Source organism: Ochrobactrum sp. AN78 (genome assembly GCF_029909885.1).
GTDB classification, from domain to species: Bacteria; Pseudomonadota; Alphaproteobacteria; order Rhizobiales; family Rhizobiaceae; genus Brucella; species Brucella quorumnocens.
This window is the reverse complement of the sequence record NZ_JASAMU010000003.1, coordinates 240,619-254,385: the sequence shown is the minus strand read 5'-3', so window position 1 is coordinate 254,385 and position 13,767 is coordinate 240,619. Positions and strand designations below refer to the sequence as shown.

Sequence of the window (13,767 nt, the reverse complement as noted above, 5' to 3'; positions counted from 1 at the left end):
AATTTAGTCGGTGCTCTGCACACCGCTTTGACGCCTTTTAACCTCGGCCTTCATGCGGTCCTTTTGGATAGCCATCAGTATGTAAGGCAAAGGAAGTGAAAGAATTACAGCAAATACAGTAAATCCCATCACAAATTGGTACAATACAGAAAAACCAGAAACTTTGTTCTCCTGCACTACGGTTGCGACCAAGACAAGAACTAAAGTTACGATGTAAATAAACACAAGGTGTGAAAATCTCGCAAGCCTCAGCTGAATTTGTTCAGCGTGAGTGTAACCTGTTCGCCAGCTACCACTTAGCAGCATTGATGGGTCGCCAATTATCGAGATAACTGCCACCAAAACACCAGCTAGAATTGAGAACACTCCCAAGATACCTGAGAGTGCACTTTCAGCTTGTTCTAATAGGTTGCCATACTTCCGACCCGCCCATACTGAGAAAGCAAACGCCGATATGAAGAAAACCCAGTTGACCACCGTTAGGAGTCGAACACGCCAGCTGTCTTCCATTGCTTCATTACCCCCGAAAGAACCTTAAATGCGTCCTGCGGATCAAGGGCGATATCATCACCGCTGATATCGACGTCCGCCCGAATGGCAATCTTACTGCGAGTGATAATATTTCCGTCACGTGTGACAATTTTAAACTCGTCGTTCGCGTCAGCAACTTGATTTGCCAGCTTTGACATGAGCTGGGGTACCAACTGATTAGAGGTGCGCCCATCGTATCCGAGATGTATAGTTGCTTCAATGTCGCTCATAGCGTCGGTTTCGGATTGATTGGCGGCTGCTTTTCCTAACGCGGATAGCGCCTTCAAAAGGGGATCAATAACAACAAAAGCGCCTGATTTTTTTGCGTCTTCGTTAAGTTGTTTAACGGTTGGCAGATACGATGCCAGACCGAGGTCAATCGTCTTCACGCCAGACTTAATCAGCTCTTTTATGAGTTTTTTATCCCCTTTTGGATATAATCCAAACTGTGTGGCTCTCTTAGGCCTTTTCGCGTGCTCAAAGAATTTCTGCAACAGCAGAGTGATTTGGCCATCATTTGTGTGTCCGTCAGCGACATATGCCAAATTGTTGCCTGAAACCTTTATGTAAATGCCCGTTCTGAGAAATTCTTGCCCTTTCGGGGGTGGCTGACGCCCGACTTTAGCTCCCCCAGCTTGCACTGTCCCAGCCTTACGCCCAGCAGAGTATATAGTGATGTATGCCCCCGTGCTATCCGGGCTTCTTGACGCAATATGCGCTTCCACAGTGCTCGAATAAGCAAACTTTGTGTCGATGGGTTGGGGACATTGTTTAAGTGCGGCTTTCAACACCGCCTCAAGAGTTGATCCTCCAGCTGCCACCCACAAGGCTCTACGATAATGTGCAGTCTTTTCCAACCGTCTGCTCCCGCAACAAATAAAGTTGAGTAGACGGTAAAGCATGATTCGCCAGATAGACGAGATAAAATAAAAATCTAAATAGCTTAAGTTCAGAAATTTCTAAAATACAAAGACTCGCGCGCGACAAGTAATCTACGCGCAAATCACCACCATAACTACTTAATCACTCTTTCGGTTTACCGGGTCAAGCCCTCCAACTCGTGATTTTTGGTGAAATATATCCCCAATGGACGGCCAAGACATCAAGGCAATCTCGGAGGTGATCAGCGGCATAGTTTTTACGCCGTTTATCGCTGCAAATTCCGTCTAGGCTTAAGCCTTGCCCTGCGACTTTGCTGACCAGATCATACCCCACTACTCCGAGTAACTCCCTGCACTGCTTAAGCTGTTGCCCTGCTTCAATCTGGCTTTCGCTTATAGTCGTTCGCACCCCGCCACCGTCTACAGGCTCCCTGCTATAATCGAAAGACCCGGCACCGGACCCGCCCAAACGCTCGTAATAATGGCAAAACCGTTTTGCTGCCTGAAGCTGGGCTGCATTCAAATGGCCGCGTGCTGCCATCGTGATGATGGCGCTTTCCTTGGCATTATGTGGAAGTTTGATTTTGCGTCGATTGCCGCTTGTTTCAGCGCGCGACGAATTAAAATCTGGATTATCAGCTCGCATGTGGACCACTGCTTGTTGTGGTTGCCACTTTAGTGCCGGTGATTGTTTCCGTGTCATGGCAGATCCTATGCGGCGAGTTTGTGAGAGGCTGCTAAAGGCTCAAGCCCTTCGGCCAAGCGCATTTCATCGACAATTGCGATGAGCTTTACCCACCCCATGCGCTTCCCCGGCCCTTTCTGGCCTAACTTTCAAAGAGCATAAGTGGTTTGAATGCGCCGCATGTCGTAACCGCGCTCTAAGAAAAAGCGCTGCAAGGAGTCATACCCAGACGATGCACCACGCTCGAACCTGCGGACGCCTCTTTTTGCAATGTACTCGTCAATCAAAATTGCTTCTGTCTTCATGCTGCTTTCCCAACTTGCTTAAAATAATCGCTTGGTGAGGACGGGAGCCCGTACAAATCAAATGTCTTACCGTTTGCTTCGGCTAAAGCCTGCAAGCGGCTTAAGGCTGCATCAAATGTATTGTGTTCAGCACCTTTCTTATCGATATCCATAAAGGCGTGGAAATCGGCCATGCGTTTGCGCTGGCGTTCGCGGAAAGCTTCGTCACGTACCTCGCTATCGCTGGCGCGCTTCATGTCCGCCGCCATTTCATCGCGGATTTTCCTATCATGGGAATCCCATGCCCGTGCTTCGCTGATTGGCCTCATGATCTCATCGCACAGACCGCGAAGTTCTGGCGGCTCTGGCTTGAACTTGTGACCGAGTTTGTTTTGCATGACGCAGTCAACAGCTTCGGAGAGTGCATAAGCCGTGACACCCTTGAGTGCTGCCAACATGTTCTCAACCTGAACGCGGCGAAATTCAACTTTCTCGGCGTCGCTCAAACCCTCAGGAAGTCTGCGAGAAGGCAATTCGGAGAGGCGCATCATTGCCCGCTGCACGTCCTGCATGTCCGCTAGTTTCGTGTACAAATCGTTCGTCGCAATCTGGGTTTGCTGCATTTCGTTGCTCCAGCTTTTGACCAAGGCGCAGCCACATGACGCGCGGGTCATCAAGTTCGGATTGTTGGATTTGGTTTTGCTGTGAAGCTGGCTTTACGCTCAGCTCATCGAGCCAGCATTGTCCGTTTAGCCAGGTGGAAGCGTGTTTCGTGAATTCAGGGCTTTCGCCTTGGCGGCTGCCGGCATATCGGCGAACGCCGGCCATGATCGTTTCGATATCGTTCTGCTTTCGAGCAGCACGGAAGGCTTTGAGAGCCTGCCCCTTGCCGACCCGACGGGGATAGGCTGGCCAAAACTGTTGCTCGAACTCGGTTTCGAGCGAAATTGAGGAAGCGTTAGCTTCCGAAATTGTGGAAGGGGTAGTTTTTTCTTTAGGGGGTGTGGGGGAGGTTTCTTTTTTAGGGGAAACCACGTCTGAAACGTCTGAAACGTCTTGTTCCGTCTTATTAAGACGCTTTTCAGACGCTTTCTTCTCATAATAGCGGCGGTTGCGATCCTGACGCGCCGTGCGAGCAGGCTTGATTTCTTGCTCCATAGCTTCGGAAGCAATCAGGGCTTGCTCAATGGTCAAACCAGCTTCAAGCATGCGGCGAATAGCTGATGAAATGCTCATTGCTTTGCTCCTGCCGCCACATCGACAGCCCAATCAATCGCCTCTTGAGCGCTACAGAGCTTCACCACTGGCGACCCGCGCCATTGGTCTGCAAACTTCTGCTGATTGTCGTTGAGGGATTTGCCATAGCCTTTGTGTCCGGTCTTGCATTCGACCAGATAGCTTTTACCCCGAAAGCCCACGAGCAAATCTACAGGCTGATCCAGACGATAAACGCTGAACCCGCACTGAGTGAGTGCTGTGACTATTTCCGGCTCGCTGAAATCTCGCTTAGCTGCGCGCCTCATGCCGCCTCGCCTTCTGCTGCACGACGAGCAATCCCTGCACGAATGTCGCCTGCGATTGCAGACAAAATCCTCACGTCTTCGCGCTTGTCTGCTATCTCCAAATCGGGGCGCTTATTTCGCCCTGATGAGAAATCACCAAGCCACCACTGCTTTTCGCGAATGATTTTTTCAACGCGGTTAAGCTTATCATGCAGAGTAATCATTGGAGACCCCGCTATACTGGTGCAAAGGCATGATATTATTGCCCGGCTCGAACAGTCGGCAGGCTTCCGCAAAGTGAGGTATGAGACGATTGGCCTTGTTTGCTATCGGACGATTGCAACGTGCCTTCTTTGGCTCACCAGCATGAATTCTATGCGCTTTCCCATAGCGATCTGGGGAACAAGAAACTCGCTCGTATTTGCCATTGGCAGGTTTCTTCCATTTCCATTGATGCCAAAAGATGCATTCACGGCACGTCTTTCCTGTTGGCCCCGTTCCGGCAAAATGCGCTTGTCCAAGATATGTCTTGCTCACAGCACCATCAAAGCCAGCTTTTGTAAGGTGCTCATTCATAATGATATGATCAGCCATTTCTAATCCTCGCGGAGTTCTGGACAAATCCACTCAGCCAGTGCAGCGCAATGGTTAGCGGACCTCTGGAAACGGCGCGCAATCATCAGCCTGAGCCACTGCGGCAAGTGCAGTATCAATTTCTGCAAGCCGCTTGCGAAGGAACTGTTGCTCACGTTTGGTTTCCTCTAGCTGTGCCCGTCGAAGGGCGTCTTTCTCTTCACCGTCTATGCGGCGCGCCTTCCCTTCCCAAATGGAACGGATACGGCGTAAAGTAATTTGTTTAGACACACGGGAAGTAAGGAAGCGAAACGCCTCATATTGAGCGTTCTTTACGCTGCCATACCTTGTCTCAGGGAACGCTTGTTTTATTGCGTTCATTGAAAATGTCGTGTCACTCATTGACGTACTCTTGTCACGCTTTGACAACACCTTGTCTCTCTCCATCGCTATTGTTGACGCGATGAAAGAGAGACTTACGAAATCATCAGAAGACTTTACGCATTACACAAATGAACCGAGCGAAAACTCGGCTGAAAATACTGAAACAATAATTAGCCTGGGCAACGCGGCTTGGAGGGTTCTGCAAAACGCTCGCAAAGCCGCGATATTCCGAAGAAATGACGAGGACGCGGAAAGGCGCGGTCTGGTGTTCAAGGTTCACGCTAAGAGACCTGCAACCGCACGCCAGCACGCCGCGCCCTCCATAGTGGGATTTCGTGCTGAACTTGAAAGAACGCGCGAAAAGCGCCCCACTAATTCCGGAATAGGAGATTGAGCGAAAGCCAGACATTGCTGACTTACCTGTCCCCGACTTACTCCATGCCCAACGCCGACATATAAAGGTCAAGCATGGCGTCTTCTTCCTGACGCTCATGGTCTTCCTTTTTGCGTAGGCGAATAATTGTTCGGACGACTTTCTTATCGAAGCCACTGCCATCGAGTTCGGCATAGACTTCCTTGATATCGTCACCGATGGTTTTCTTTTCATCTTCAAGGCGCTCAATGCGCTCGATGAAGGCGCGAAGCTGGCCGACTGCAATAACTTGGGCGTCGGATGTGATATCGTCGCTCATTGGGTATTCCTTATATGACTAGGGGTTTTGGGGTTTCATGCAGCCACATCGCGGGCGCATTTAGATTGGCGACGAAAAGAGCCTACTGCTAAGGGTGAGTACCAATCATTTACAGAGACCTCGCCCTTTGTCGCCTTGGCTATTTTCAGGACCATCTGGGGCGAAGGGAAACGATCACCACGAACGTATCTGTTGATAGTGACCTGTGTCACCCCAACAATTCCGCCGAAGGCCTCGTGAGATATGCCGTTTTTATGAAGGTAAGAGCGTAGCTTTTCCATACCCTTTAATACCATTTTGGTATTTGAACGCAAGAGTAAAAATACCACTATGGTTTTTGTATATAATACCGTTTCGGCATATCATCCAGAAATGAATGAAATTCGTCGCCTCAGAGAAGAGAAGGGCCTAAGCCAAGCGCAGTTGGCTGAGATGGCTGGAACCTCACAACCGCAGATCAAGCGGCTGGAAGATGGCGCACGTAAACTCACAAAGGAATGGGCCGAAAGATTGGCTCCTCACCTTTCCATTTCAGCAGAAACCCTTCTTTTTCCAGATAGTAAGGAAATCCCTGAAGACCAGAAATGGAATGAGTTCAATGAGCTATTTTTTCAGGTTGGAGAGGATGATCAAGAGGTTGTTTTAAGGCTAATGCGTTCACTCGCTGCCGCAAAAAAAGAATAAGAGCATCCTTCTCATCATCGGCCAACAAAGACCAATCTTTCCTTACGTCATAATCAATATCCAAAACAGCACTCCTCAATATGTCAGGAATGCTGACTCTTTTGGTCGAACAAATCAAGAACATGGTTACAGAGTAGTTAACGCGGTGGATAAGCCTGTGGACGCGCCACCTGTACGCGTTACATACGCTGTTGTATTAGCAAATCATTGTAATTGTGCAATAAATGGATTTACATCGATTTAATCACGAGGTTGTTACGCCTGCACCAAGCCGCTGCCTCGACTCCAAAATGGGAATCTTGAATGCAGTTTTTGATTTCAAAAAAGGAGCCTTAGAATGTGGCGTAAGATTGAAATTAAAGACCATCTCAATCATCTAGCGAAAGAAGCTCAAATTATGGAGTGCTTTTCATCGTGTCTTATGATTGGTAGCGCAAGCGAAGGGCATGAAGCCGTAGCAAAATCCGCAATGTATAAGAAGAAAAATGGAAATCACTTAATCTTGTACTTCACACCCGAAACGGTAAAAATTTTTGATGGCAACTTGTGGGGAATACAGCAATGCGAAATACCTACAGGCGCAGAGCTTCATATTGGCGATCTGAGACATAATCCCGTTAATCTGTAGAGTAATCCGGCATCGGATAGCCCGGAATTCGTTCATCTACAGCCTCAAGACCATACGCCTGAACGAGACTAAGCATCGTGGGTATTTGATTGATTATAGTGCCGTCCGGGAAGCCTTCCGTCAGGCCGTTTGCGTACACCTTAAAGACCCTACCATCGTAGCAAATTATTTCGATGGCCGGGCATTCCATTATACGCAGTACATCATCTTTATTGGCTGACCTCGAAGAGATGGCTTCCGATAAATTTTTGAGAAATAACTCCTCGTTCGCTTTCTCAGTATTCATATTCATCAATCCTCTCATTAGCCCCGCCCTTCACCAGAACGGCGGGGTTTTTCATACTGCGATGCCCTTTCGGGATATGGCGATTCTAGCAGGATTAATTTTCTCGTAAAGCAAAGCAATACCACAGTGGTATTTATTAAAATTATATACCATTTTGGTATTGACAGATAATACCGTTTTGGTATTATGCATCCATCAACGAACGATGGAGCAAGCAAGTGAACATCGAACAGCACATACCGGCACGAACCGTCAACCTCTTCCTTGACCGCGATGTTTATCAGGTCATCTGGCTTGATCATGCTGGCGAAATTTCAATTGATGGCGGCGGTAAGTTTACAGACCTGACCCGCGAAAGCGCCCTTGATGCTTATCGTGAAGGCAATGTGCTGAAAGTCTTTTGTGTAAATTTCATTGAAGGCACGTGCCGAGATGTAACCGACGAATTTGCCGGTGAAGTCGAATACGAGCATGAGCAGCAAATTCTGGTCGGTGAAACATTCATTCCGCGCCTGTCGCTTCACGCTAATTCGGCGGGACGCACTCTTTGATGCGTGAACTCAGCCATTTTGAAGCAATTAGCCTTTCTATTTTTGCATTTGTTTTCCCATTTTTCATTGCGGGCCTTTGGAGTTCATTGACATGACAAGATTTCGCAAAGGCGATGTCGTGAGCATCGAGTGCGTTGTTCAGTATCAGTATTCTGAGACCGAGCTTAGCATTCTCCAGCCAAACGGATATTCCGCGATCCTCATCGATACGGATAAAGTGACGCTCGTGCGGAACGACATTCAGGTCGGAGATCTAATCAAGAACTCATCCGTTCCCGGTGAACCAGAGGGCCGAGTGCTGGCCATTCAAGGCGATTATGCTTGGCTTGAAACCTCTTGCGGCGATTACTCAACGTGGAAAATTACACGCTGTGAGCGCGTTGAAACTTCGCAAGCGCAGGTGGCAGCATGAAGAGTATTTCTCATTCGCTTTTGCGTCAGAAAGAAGCCGCTAAGACAATTTTAGCGCAGCTCAAAGAGGCGGGAATTGACGACGAAGAGAGCTTTGAAATCGCCATAGAAAGCGAAACAAATCTTCTGGAAGTGATCAGTAAAGCACTCGACAAGATTGATGAGGATGACGTCCTCGATGCAGGTTTGACGGCTAAAATCGAGGCCTTCACAGAGCGACGGAACGCGATCCGCAAACAGAAGGACTTTCTGCGCACATCAATTGAGCAGGCCATGCTCATCGCAGAGCAGGAAACTATGCGCTTGCCTACAGCGACCCTGACCTTACGCAAGGTGAAGCCTGGAACAGTCATTGAAACAGAGGCGGAAATACCTTCGAGGTTTTGGACGCCACAGGAAACACCCGCACCGAAACTCAACAAAAAAATCCTGCTCGAAGCCCTTGAGGCTGGCGAAACAATTCCAGGCGCTCGCCTCGACAATGGCTCAATAATCCTGACCGTACGGAGGAAATAATGGGAACAGTTACCGTTCTTGAACATACCCCTAAGCAGATCGCGCTTGTTAAGCACACGATTGCAAAAGACTGCAATGACGACGAGTTCAATCTGTTCATGGAAGCGGCCCGCTCGTATGGCCTTGATCCATTCCGCAAGCAGATCATGCCGCTTGTATTCGGCAAGGCAGCGCGCGACCAGTCTAAGCGCCGCATGTCAATTGTCGTTTCTCGCGACGGACTTCGTGTCATTGCGCAGCGCTGCAAGAACTATCGCCCAGCATCTGAGCCCGCCGAAGTTATCTTTAACGAGGAAATGAAGGCTCCAACGAACCCGAAAGGCATTGATTACGCACGCGTTTATCTCTGGCAGCAAGATAACAAGGGCGAATGGTTCAAAGTTGTCGGCGAGGCGTATTGGGATGAATTTGCGCCCCTTAAAGACGAATGGGCAGAAAATCCAGAAACAGGACGCGGCGAGAAAACCGGGCGCCAAACACTCGATACGTCGGGAAATTGGGCGAAAATGCCTGTCGTTATGATCACCAAATGCGCAGAAGCTCAAGCTTTGCGTGCGGGCTGGCCTGATCAGTTCAGTGGCATTTACGTTGAGGAAGAACTCGACCGGGCCAAGACGCTTGATTTGACTGCATCTGAAATTGTCGCGCACAACGCGGAGGAAGAACGCGCCAAGCGCATAGGTGCACATAATGCGATCACCATCACATGGGGCGATGGATGGCAGCTTGAAAATGTGCCCCTTGGTGAATTTGCAGACAGAGCAGCTGACTTCGTGAAATCATCGTCGGTCGAAATTGTCAGGCGTTGGCACGATGCCAACAAGCAGCCACTGCAGGTGTTCTGGGCAAAATGCCCGCGTGACGCGCTTGAGCTCAAAAAGATCATTGAAATGAAGCTCGCTGAAAAACCAACTTCTAAGACAGAGGCTGCAGCATAATGGCCGCATCAGTAAATAAAGTTATTCTAGTTGGCAATCTGGGCGCGGATCCAGAAATACGCCGTACCAACAACGGCGACATGATCGCCAACTTACGAATTGCCACGTCAGAAAGCTGGCGTGATAGGAACACTGGAGAGCGTAAAGACCGCACTGAATGGCATAGCGTGGTCATCTTCAATGAAAATCTTGCAAAGGTTGCCGAGCAATATCTCCGCAAAGGCGCAAAGGTTTATCTTGAAGGCGCTCTCCAGACCCGGAAATGGCAAGATCAGAACGGCAATGATCGGTATTCGACCGAAGTTGTTTTGCAGAAATTCCGAGGAGAATTGCAGATGCTCGATAGCCAAAGCGAGCGATCCGATCAGTCAGACCGGCGACAAGAAACGCTGGTCCAGCCCAACGGTCAATCGGGCGGATTTAGCCGTGACCTTGACGACGAAATCCCGTTCTAAGATCGGCCATGTCGCAGACAGTAATTCTTCGCGGAGACAGCCAGCGCCACTTTGCAAAGCATCTGATTGAGATTGCACCGACTGACGCTGTTGTTTCGATCAGAGAGGCAAACCGTTCGAACGATCAGAACGCGAAAATGTGGGCGATGCTTTCAGATATTTCGCGGGCGAAGCCAGAGGGGCGCAAGTGGAACCCTGAGACTTGGAAATGCGCTTTTATGCATGTTCTGGGTCATCAAGTGAAATTCTGTGAAGGGCTAGACGCATCCGGCCCTTTTCCTCTGGGTTTCAAATCCTCACGTCTAACCGTCCGGCAGATGGCAGATCTTATAACCTGTATTCAAGAGTACGGAGACAGGCACCAGATCCGATGGAGCGACACAGATAAATTACCGGGATATTTTTCATGATTATTTCATTCATTGCAAAGCTTTTGAATCGCGTTTTGCCTGCCTTTGAAGAGCGCGATTTAGACGCTGAAATCAAAGCCAAAGCGGCAGAAATCGAAATCGCAAGACGCCGAAAGAAGGCAAGCAGCCACCTACAAATCGAGCTTGAAACGCTGATGGCAGAAAAGCTGGCTTATGAGCTTGGCTTCACAACGAGGTGGTAAATGAGCCGCACGGTCAACGAATGGGTAGGAAAAAGCGATGACGCCAAAATACCCAACAGCGTTAAGGACAGGGTAATTGAGCGACAAGGCGGGATTTGTGCAGTCTCTGGCGTGAGATTTGGACCCGGCGCTAAACCGCAGTTCGACCATAAAACGCCGCTGTGGCTTGGGGGTAAGCACTGCGAAAGCAACCTTCAAGCAATCACCGACGATGAACACAAGAGCAAGACCAAAGCGGAAGCCACCATTCGCGCCAAAATTAACGGCCAAAGACGCAAACATACGGGCATCATTGAGCCGAAAGGAAACATCAAAAGCGCCGTTTTTTTGAAGCATGAAAGACAGCCGAAGCGCCTGAAAAAAGAGCTTCCTGCTCGAAAACGGGACGTCTTTGGACGTCCAGTCAATTACCACCAGTAATTACAAACCAATCTCCAGTTTTGGCCGAACGGAAACGACAATTCGTCGCTCCGAACGACCAGATTCACCCCAAGACAAACATCTAAAGGAAATCAACATGCCTGTTCCAGAATTTAATCTCTCCGATATTCTCGGCGCTCTTGCAGACAAAGAAATCAAGAAAGTCAGAAATAAGGCGTTGCCGGAAGCCCAGATTTGCACCCTCCGCGAAGTGAAGGACCGCTATTTAGTTGGAAATCCTTTCAAGGTTGGTGACATCATCACACCCCGCAAAGGTGGCGCTTATAATGGTCGCGGTGTTCCGCATATGGTCATTGAAGTAGCTCCAACGCCGCTGAGAAACCTCAACGGTTCCACTGGATCATCTGATTTTGGTTCTCGCCTCGATATCCGTGTCATTCGTGTGGACGGCGAACACGTTGTGTCATTCTGGATGGAAAGCTTTCAGCTTGAACAGTGGAACCCGCAAACGCAAGGCGGCGTGAACTAAATCCCTAACAGTTTCAACCAATCGGGCGTTGGGCGTGTTCGCTCACGCCCCACCTGATCGGTTTTTAGGATGAACCAATTTTTTAAGTCTTTCCTCAACCTTCGCCGTTCTGTCGGTGAAAAGCTAGGCAAGCCATTAGAGCATGGCGAACACTTCGCTCATACAGCTTATCTGGGCGTTGTGAGCATAGCGAAACACGAATACGTCCCGTTTCTTGCTGGTTTCGGCTTCCTAGTGATCGTGCTTCACTTTCTCCTCACCGGTTTTGGAGAATAGGGCATGCCACGTTATCACGTACATTTAGCGCTATCCGCCGGAATGATTGCGTCTGTTGCAGCCGCTGTTCTTCTCCCTACAATTCCTCAAATCGGGCATGTCATTGCCCTGACTTCAAATCTCGTTTGGCTGTGGGAGGCAGAATAACCATGAATAACGCGTACAAATGGCGCCCAAGCATCCCGCACCATGTTGAGGTGAAATCATGAGCAACCAAGATCAGCCGCGACTCATGTCACCAAGGGAAGCATCGCAGGCGACCACAATGTCACGGGTGCTTATATCGCTTATGGCTAAAGAGGGTAAATTTCCGCCTCCCGTGAAAATTGGCGTCAAAAGAATCGCATATGTGAGGGAGGAGGTCGAGAAGTGGATTGATGAGCGCATAGGGGAAAGGGCAGCATAATCACGGCACCCTAACAATTATCGCGGTTATGACAAACGATAAAAAAGATCAAAAAATCTAATGAAAACAATGGTCATGGCGGAGGGGGTGGGATTCGAACCCACGGTACGATCTCTCGCACGCCGGTTTTCAAGACCGGTGCCTTAAACCGCTCGGCCACCCCTCCGCATCTGAACGAAGCAGACTTGAACGCCTCTTTATCGTTATCAAATAGCAGCGTCAATCTGCCACTTGCTATCATCCGCTATTAAATCGCTGAAAGTCTTGCTCTCATCGTTAATGAAGTCTAAACTTGAAAGTAATAGTCATAAAGAAAAGGGAACTCATGAGCCTGGAATCGGTCAAGGCATTTTTCGCGGACAAGGCACCAGAAATCGAAGTGATCGAATTGCCGACCAGCACCGCGACGGTTGCATTAGCCGCTGAAGCACATCGTGTGGAGCCTGGACAGATCGCCAAAACACTTTCCTTCGCAGCGAAAGATCAAACCATTCTGATCGTTACGCGTGGAGACGCGCGGATTGATAATCGTAAATTTAAGGACCGCTTTGGTACCAAGCCACGTATGTTGGATGCCGAAAGCGTTTTGAACGAGACAAGCCATCCTGTTGGTGGCGTGTGTCCGTTTGGGTTGCCGAGTAACCTGCCCGTTTTTTGTGACTTGTCGCTCAAAAGTTTTAAAGAAGTTGTGCCAGCCGCTGGCGCCACAAATAGTGCGGTGCGGATAACACCGCAAAAAATGGCTGAACTTGTTGCGGCTGAATGGATTGATGTTTGCCAATGAGAGCAGCCATCATCGACAACGACTGATCGCGATCACGTGATGATTGAAGCGCTTTTTTCCTCTTTAAAGGTGATAAAAGACTTCATATATTTTAAGAATAGTTCTAAAGTGGATTCGAGATGAATGCACTCGCTTGGCACATGCCCTTGAAAATTCCGGTTTCGGATGGGACTGTGACGTAACAAAAGCAGAGTTTTCCTATGGAAAAGACCATGTGGAAAGCTTGAGTATGTGCTGAAAGGAATAATCAATGCGTCTTACTCGTCAGACGAATTATGCCATTCGCATGCTTATGTATTGTGCCGCCAATGACGGCAAACTGAGCCGCGTTCCGGAAATTGCCCGCGCTTATGGTGTTTCGGAGCTTTTTCTTTTCAAGATTTTGCAGCCTCTCGTCGAGCATAAGCTGGTTGAGACAGTACGCGGCCGCAATGGTGGTGTGCGTCTCGGACGTGCGGCTAAGGATATTTCGCTGTTCGACGTTGTGCGCGTGACAGAAGAAAACTTTGCCATGGCCGAGTGCTTCGAAAACGACGCTACTGAATGCCCGCTTGTTGATAGCTGCGGCCTGAATTCAGCCCTTCGTGAAGCACTCAATGCCTTCTTCGGCGTTCTGATGAAATACAGCATTGCGGATTTGGTTAAGGCTCGTCCAAATGTTCGCGCCCTGCTTGGTATCGATGAAGTTGAAGTGGAACGCGTTGCCAGCTGACGTTTAGCGGCAACCGGAAAATGCAAAAAGGCTGAGAACTGGGTAAGTTCTCAGCCTTTACTCAT

General features: G+C 49.1%; 28 protein-coding genes and 1 tRNA gene. 15 read left to right on the top strand and 14 right to left on the bottom strand.

Going from position 1 to position 13,767, the window contains the following annotated elements:
* Positions 1-3: 3 nt before the first annotated feature.
* The 12 genes from QBD00_RS07980 to QBD00_RS07925 form a co-directional block, all read right to left on the bottom strand.
* Positions 4-510: a hypothetical protein gene (locus QBD00_RS07980; RefSeq protein ID WP_318579129.1), complete on the bottom strand. Its 507-nt coding sequence runs from the start codon at positions 508-510 to the stop codon at positions 4-6.
* Positions 480-1,388, bottom strand: coding sequence for a hypothetical protein (locus QBD00_RS07975; RefSeq protein ID WP_318579128.1), 909 nt, complete (start codon positions 1,386-1,388; stop codon positions 480-482). Before QBD00_RS07975 ends, QBD00_RS07980 begins: the two co-directional genes overlap by 31 nt.
* 187 nt (positions 1,389-1,575) lie before the next feature.
* On the bottom strand, positions 1,576-2,115 hold the full coding sequence (locus tag QBD00_RS07970) for a hypothetical protein (RefSeq protein WP_318579127.1): 540 nt from the start codon (positions 2,113-2,115) through the stop codon (positions 1,576-1,578).
* 131 nt (positions 2,116-2,246) lie between these two features.
* Positions 2,247-2,402 (bottom strand): hypothetical protein, encoded by a 156-nt coding sequence (locus QBD00_RS07965; RefSeq protein WP_318579126.1) that lies wholly within the window; start codon positions 2,400-2,402, stop codon positions 2,247-2,249.
* Positions 2,399-3,004: a hypothetical protein gene (locus tag QBD00_RS07960; protein WP_318579125.1), complete on the bottom strand. Its 606-nt coding sequence runs from the start codon at positions 3,002-3,004 to the stop codon at positions 2,399-2,401. The genes QBD00_RS07965 and QBD00_RS07960 overlap by 4 nt, the downstream gene beginning before the upstream one ends.
* Complete coding sequence (locus QBD00_RS07955) at positions 2,892-3,617, bottom strand: hypothetical protein (RefSeq protein WP_318579124.1); 726 nt, start codon at positions 3,615-3,617, stop codon at positions 2,892-2,894. The genes QBD00_RS07960 and QBD00_RS07955 overlap by 113 nt, the downstream gene beginning before the upstream one ends.
* A complete protein-coding gene (locus tag QBD00_RS07950) occupies positions 3,614-3,904 on the bottom strand; it encodes a hypothetical protein (RefSeq protein WP_079212960.1) in 291 nt (96 codons plus the stop codon). The genes QBD00_RS07955 and QBD00_RS07950 overlap by 4 nt, the downstream gene beginning before the upstream one ends.
* Positions 3,901-4,107: a hypothetical protein gene (locus tag QBD00_RS07945; RefSeq protein ID WP_318579123.1), complete on the bottom strand. Its 207-nt coding sequence runs from the start codon at positions 4,105-4,107 to the stop codon at positions 3,901-3,903. Before QBD00_RS07945 ends, QBD00_RS07950 begins: the two co-directional genes overlap by 4 nt.
* Positions 4,091-4,477 carry a hypothetical protein gene (locus QBD00_RS07940; protein ID WP_318579122.1) on the bottom strand — a complete coding sequence of 129 codons (387 nt, stop codon included), beginning with the start codon at positions 4,475-4,477 and terminating at the stop codon, positions 4,091-4,093. The genes QBD00_RS07945 and QBD00_RS07940 overlap by 17 nt, the downstream gene beginning before the upstream one ends.
* A 54-nt stretch (positions 4,478-4,531) precedes the next feature.
* Positions 4,532-4,858 carry a hypothetical protein gene (locus tag QBD00_RS07935; RefSeq protein ID WP_318579121.1) on the bottom strand — a complete coding sequence of 109 codons (327 nt, stop codon included), beginning with the start codon at positions 4,856-4,858 and terminating at the stop codon, positions 4,532-4,534.
* Positions 4,859-5,271: 413 nt separating this feature from the next.
* Positions 5,272-5,532 (bottom strand): DUF2312 domain-containing protein, encoded by a 261-nt coding sequence (locus tag QBD00_RS07930; protein WP_318579120.1) that lies wholly within the window; start codon positions 5,530-5,532, stop codon positions 5,272-5,274.
* A gap of 35 nt (positions 5,533-5,567) precedes the next feature.
* Positions 5,568-5,813, bottom strand: a complete 246-nt coding sequence (locus QBD00_RS07925; RefSeq protein ID WP_318579119.1) for a helix-turn-helix transcriptional regulator — start codon at positions 5,811-5,813, stop codon at positions 5,568-5,570.
* A 16-nt stretch (positions 5,814-5,829) separates the two neighbouring features.
* On the opposite strand from QBD00_RS07925, the gene QBD00_RS07920 reads away from it, so the two are divergent.
* On the top strand, positions 5,830-6,216 hold the full coding sequence (locus tag QBD00_RS07920; RefSeq protein WP_318579118.1) for a helix-turn-helix transcriptional regulator: 387 nt from the start codon (positions 5,830-5,832) through the stop codon (positions 6,214-6,216).
* Positions 6,217-6,553: 337 nt separating this feature from the next.
* Positions 6,554-6,844: a hypothetical protein gene (locus tag QBD00_RS07915; protein WP_318579117.1), complete on the top strand. Its 291-nt coding sequence runs from the start codon at positions 6,554-6,556 to the stop codon at positions 6,842-6,844.
* On the opposite strand, the gene QBD00_RS07910 is transcribed toward QBD00_RS07915, so the two are convergent.
* Positions 6,834-7,136 carry a hypothetical protein gene (locus tag QBD00_RS07910; RefSeq protein WP_318579116.1) on the bottom strand — a complete coding sequence of 101 codons (303 nt, stop codon included), beginning with the start codon at positions 7,134-7,136 and terminating at the stop codon, positions 6,834-6,836. The genes QBD00_RS07915 and QBD00_RS07910 overlap by 11 nt on opposite strands.
* 212 nt (positions 7,137-7,348) lie before the next feature.
* On the opposite strand from QBD00_RS07910, the gene QBD00_RS07905 reads away from it, so the two are divergent.
* From QBD00_RS07905 to QBD00_RS23600, 11 genes are all read left to right on the top strand, one after another.
* Positions 7,349-7,681, top strand: coding sequence for a hypothetical protein (locus tag QBD00_RS07905; protein WP_318579115.1), 333 nt, complete (start codon positions 7,349-7,351; stop codon positions 7,679-7,681).
* Positions 7,682-7,772: 91 nt separating this feature from the next.
* Complete coding sequence (locus QBD00_RS07900; protein WP_318579114.1) at positions 7,773-8,093, top strand: hypothetical protein; 321 nt, start codon at positions 7,773-7,775, stop codon at positions 8,091-8,093.
* The gene (locus QBD00_RS07895; RefSeq protein WP_318579113.1) at positions 8,090-8,608 is read left to right on the top strand and encodes a siphovirus Gp157 family protein; all 519 of its coding nucleotides are present in this window, start codon (positions 8,090-8,092) and stop codon (positions 8,606-8,608) included. Before QBD00_RS07900 ends, QBD00_RS07895 begins: the two co-directional genes overlap by 4 nt.
* Entirely contained in the window at positions 8,608-9,546 is a 939-nt protein-coding gene (bet, locus tag QBD00_RS07890; protein WP_318579112.1) for a phage recombination protein Bet, read from the top strand. Before QBD00_RS07895 ends, bet begins: the two co-directional genes overlap by 1 nt.
* A complete protein-coding gene (ssb, locus tag QBD00_RS07885) occupies positions 9,546-10,001 on the top strand; it encodes a single-stranded DNA-binding protein (protein ID WP_318579111.1) in 456 nt (151 codons plus the stop codon). The genes bet and ssb overlap by 1 nt, the downstream gene beginning before the upstream one ends.
* A gap of 8 nt (positions 10,002-10,009) precedes the next feature.
* Positions 10,010-10,411 (top strand): recombination protein NinB, encoded by a 402-nt coding sequence (locus tag QBD00_RS07880; protein ID WP_194779337.1) that lies wholly within the window; start codon positions 10,010-10,012, stop codon positions 10,409-10,411.
* On the top strand, positions 10,408-10,614 hold the full coding sequence (locus tag QBD00_RS07875) for a hypothetical protein (protein WP_318579110.1): 207 nt from the start codon (positions 10,408-10,410) through the stop codon (positions 10,612-10,614). Before QBD00_RS07880 ends, QBD00_RS07875 begins: the two co-directional genes overlap by 4 nt.
* A complete protein-coding gene (locus tag QBD00_RS07870; RefSeq protein WP_318579109.1) occupies positions 10,615-11,034 on the top strand; it encodes an HNH endonuclease signature motif containing protein in 420 nt (139 codons plus the stop codon).
* A gap of 97 nt (positions 11,035-11,131) precedes the next feature.
* Complete coding sequence (locus QBD00_RS07865) at positions 11,132-11,524, top strand: hypothetical protein (protein ID WP_318579108.1); 393 nt, start codon at positions 11,132-11,134, stop codon at positions 11,522-11,524.
* Between the two features lie 69 nt (positions 11,525-11,593).
* Complete coding sequence (locus tag QBD00_RS07860) at positions 11,594-11,800, top strand: hypothetical protein (RefSeq protein ID WP_318579107.1); 207 nt, start codon at positions 11,594-11,596, stop codon at positions 11,798-11,800.
* Positions 11,801-12,005: 205 nt separating this feature from the next.
* Positions 12,006-12,206, top strand: coding sequence for a helix-turn-helix transcriptional regulator (locus QBD00_RS23600; RefSeq protein ID WP_412535002.1), 201 nt, complete (start codon positions 12,006-12,008; stop codon positions 12,204-12,206).
* 76 nt (positions 12,207-12,282) lie between these two features.
* Here QBD00_RS23600 and QBD00_RS07855 read toward each other — a convergent pair.
* A tRNA-Ser gene (locus QBD00_RS07855) sits at positions 12,283-12,372 on the bottom strand.
* A 159-nt stretch (positions 12,373-12,531) separates the two neighbouring features.
* On the opposite strand from QBD00_RS07855, the gene QBD00_RS07850 reads away from it, so the two are divergent.
* Together QBD00_RS07850 and rirA are read left to right on the top strand one after the other, a co-directional pair.
* On the top strand, positions 12,532-12,990 hold the full coding sequence (locus tag QBD00_RS07850) for a YbaK/EbsC family protein (protein WP_264230957.1): 459 nt from the start codon (positions 12,532-12,534) through the stop codon (positions 12,988-12,990).
* A gap of 250 nt (positions 12,991-13,240) precedes the next feature.
* Positions 13,241-13,702, top strand: coding sequence for an iron-responsive transcriptional regulator RirA (gene rirA / locus QBD00_RS07845; protein WP_151091862.1), 462 nt, complete (start codon positions 13,241-13,243; stop codon positions 13,700-13,702).
* Positions 13,703-13,767 lie beyond the last annotated feature (65 nt).

What these genes read in the sequence shown, in the direction of transcription:
- QBD00_RS07880 (WP_194779337.1), top strand. Translation starts at nt 10,010, where the DNA reads ATGTCGCAGACAGTAATTCTTCGCGGAGACAGCCAGCGCCACTTTGCA.
- QBD00_RS07925 (WP_318579119.1), bottom strand. Translation starts at nt 5,813, where the DNA reads ATGGAAAAGCTACGCTCTTACCTTCATAAAAACGGCATATCTCACGAG.
- QBD00_RS07960 (WP_318579125.1), bottom strand. Translation starts at nt 3,004, where the DNA reads ATGCAGCAAACCCAGATTGCGACGAACGATTTGTACACGAAACTAGCG.
- bet (WP_318579112.1), top strand. Translation starts at nt 8,608, where the DNA reads ATGGGAACAGTTACCGTTCTTGAACATACCCCTAAGCAGATCGCGCTT.
- QBD00_RS07860 (WP_318579107.1), top strand. Translation starts at nt 11,594, where the DNA reads ATGAACCAATTTTTTAAGTCTTTCCTCAACCTTCGCCGTTCTGTCGGT.
- QBD00_RS07945 (WP_318579123.1), bottom strand. Translation starts at nt 4,107, where the DNA reads ATGATTACTCTGCATGATAAGCTTAACCGCGTTGAAAAAATCATTCGC.
- QBD00_RS07940 (WP_318579122.1), bottom strand. Translation starts at nt 4,477, where the DNA reads ATGGCTGATCATATCATTATGAATGAGCACCTTACAAAAGCTGGCTTT.
- QBD00_RS07900 (WP_318579114.1), top strand. Translation starts at nt 7,773, where the DNA reads ATGACAAGATTTCGCAAAGGCGATGTCGTGAGCATCGAGTGCGTTGTT.
- ssb (WP_318579111.1), top strand. Translation starts at nt 9,546, where the DNA reads ATGGCCGCATCAGTAAATAAAGTTATTCTAGTTGGCAATCTGGGCGCG.
- QBD00_RS07850 (WP_264230957.1), top strand. Translation starts at nt 12,532, where the DNA reads ATGAGCCTGGAATCGGTCAAGGCATTTTTCGCGGACAAGGCACCAGAA.
- QBD00_RS07915 (WP_318579117.1), top strand. Translation starts at nt 6,554, where the DNA reads ATGTGGCGTAAGATTGAAATTAAAGACCATCTCAATCATCTAGCGAAA.
- QBD00_RS07965 (WP_318579126.1), bottom strand. Translation starts at nt 2,402, where the DNA reads ATGAAGACAGAAGCAATTTTGATTGACGAGTACATTGCAAAAAGAGGC.
- rirA (WP_151091862.1), top strand. Translation starts at nt 13,241, where the DNA reads ATGCGTCTTACTCGTCAGACGAATTATGCCATTCGCATGCTTATGTAT.
- QBD00_RS07870 (WP_318579109.1), top strand. Translation starts at nt 10,615, where the DNA reads ATGAGCCGCACGGTCAACGAATGGGTAGGAAAAAGCGATGACGCCAAA.
- QBD00_RS07910 (WP_318579116.1), bottom strand. Translation starts at nt 7,136, where the DNA reads ATGAATATGAATACTGAGAAAGCGAACGAGGAGTTATTTCTCAAAAAT.
- QBD00_RS07955 (WP_318579124.1), bottom strand. Translation starts at nt 3,617, where the DNA reads ATGAGCATTTCATCAGCTATTCGCCGCATGCTTGAAGCTGGTTTGACC.
- QBD00_RS07980 (WP_318579129.1), bottom strand. Translation starts at nt 510, where the DNA reads ATGGAAGACAGCTGGCGTGTTCGACTCCTAACGGTGGTCAACTGGGTT.
- QBD00_RS23600 (WP_412535002.1), top strand. Translation starts at nt 12,006, where the DNA reads ATGAGCAACCAAGATCAGCCGCGACTCATGTCACCAAGGGAAGCATCG.
- QBD00_RS07875 (WP_318579110.1), top strand. Translation starts at nt 10,408, where the DNA reads ATGATTATTTCATTCATTGCAAAGCTTTTGAATCGCGTTTTGCCTGCC.
- QBD00_RS07930 (WP_318579120.1), bottom strand. Translation starts at nt 5,532, where the DNA reads ATGAGCGACGATATCACATCCGACGCCCAAGTTATTGCAGTCGGCCAG.
- QBD00_RS07950 (WP_079212960.1), bottom strand. Translation starts at nt 3,904, where the DNA reads ATGAGGCGCGCAGCTAAGCGAGATTTCAGCGAGCCGGAAATAGTCACA.
- QBD00_RS07895 (WP_318579113.1), top strand. Translation starts at nt 8,090, where the DNA reads ATGAAGAGTATTTCTCATTCGCTTTTGCGTCAGAAAGAAGCCGCTAAG.
- QBD00_RS07865 (WP_318579108.1), top strand. Translation starts at nt 11,132, where the DNA reads ATGCCTGTTCCAGAATTTAATCTCTCCGATATTCTCGGCGCTCTTGCA.
- QBD00_RS07970 (WP_318579127.1), bottom strand. Translation starts at nt 2,115, where the DNA reads ATGACACGGAAACAATCACCGGCACTAAAGTGGCAACCACAACAAGCA.
- QBD00_RS07935 (WP_318579121.1), bottom strand. Translation starts at nt 4,858, where the DNA reads ATGAGTGACACGACATTTTCAATGAACGCAATAAAACAAGCGTTCCCT.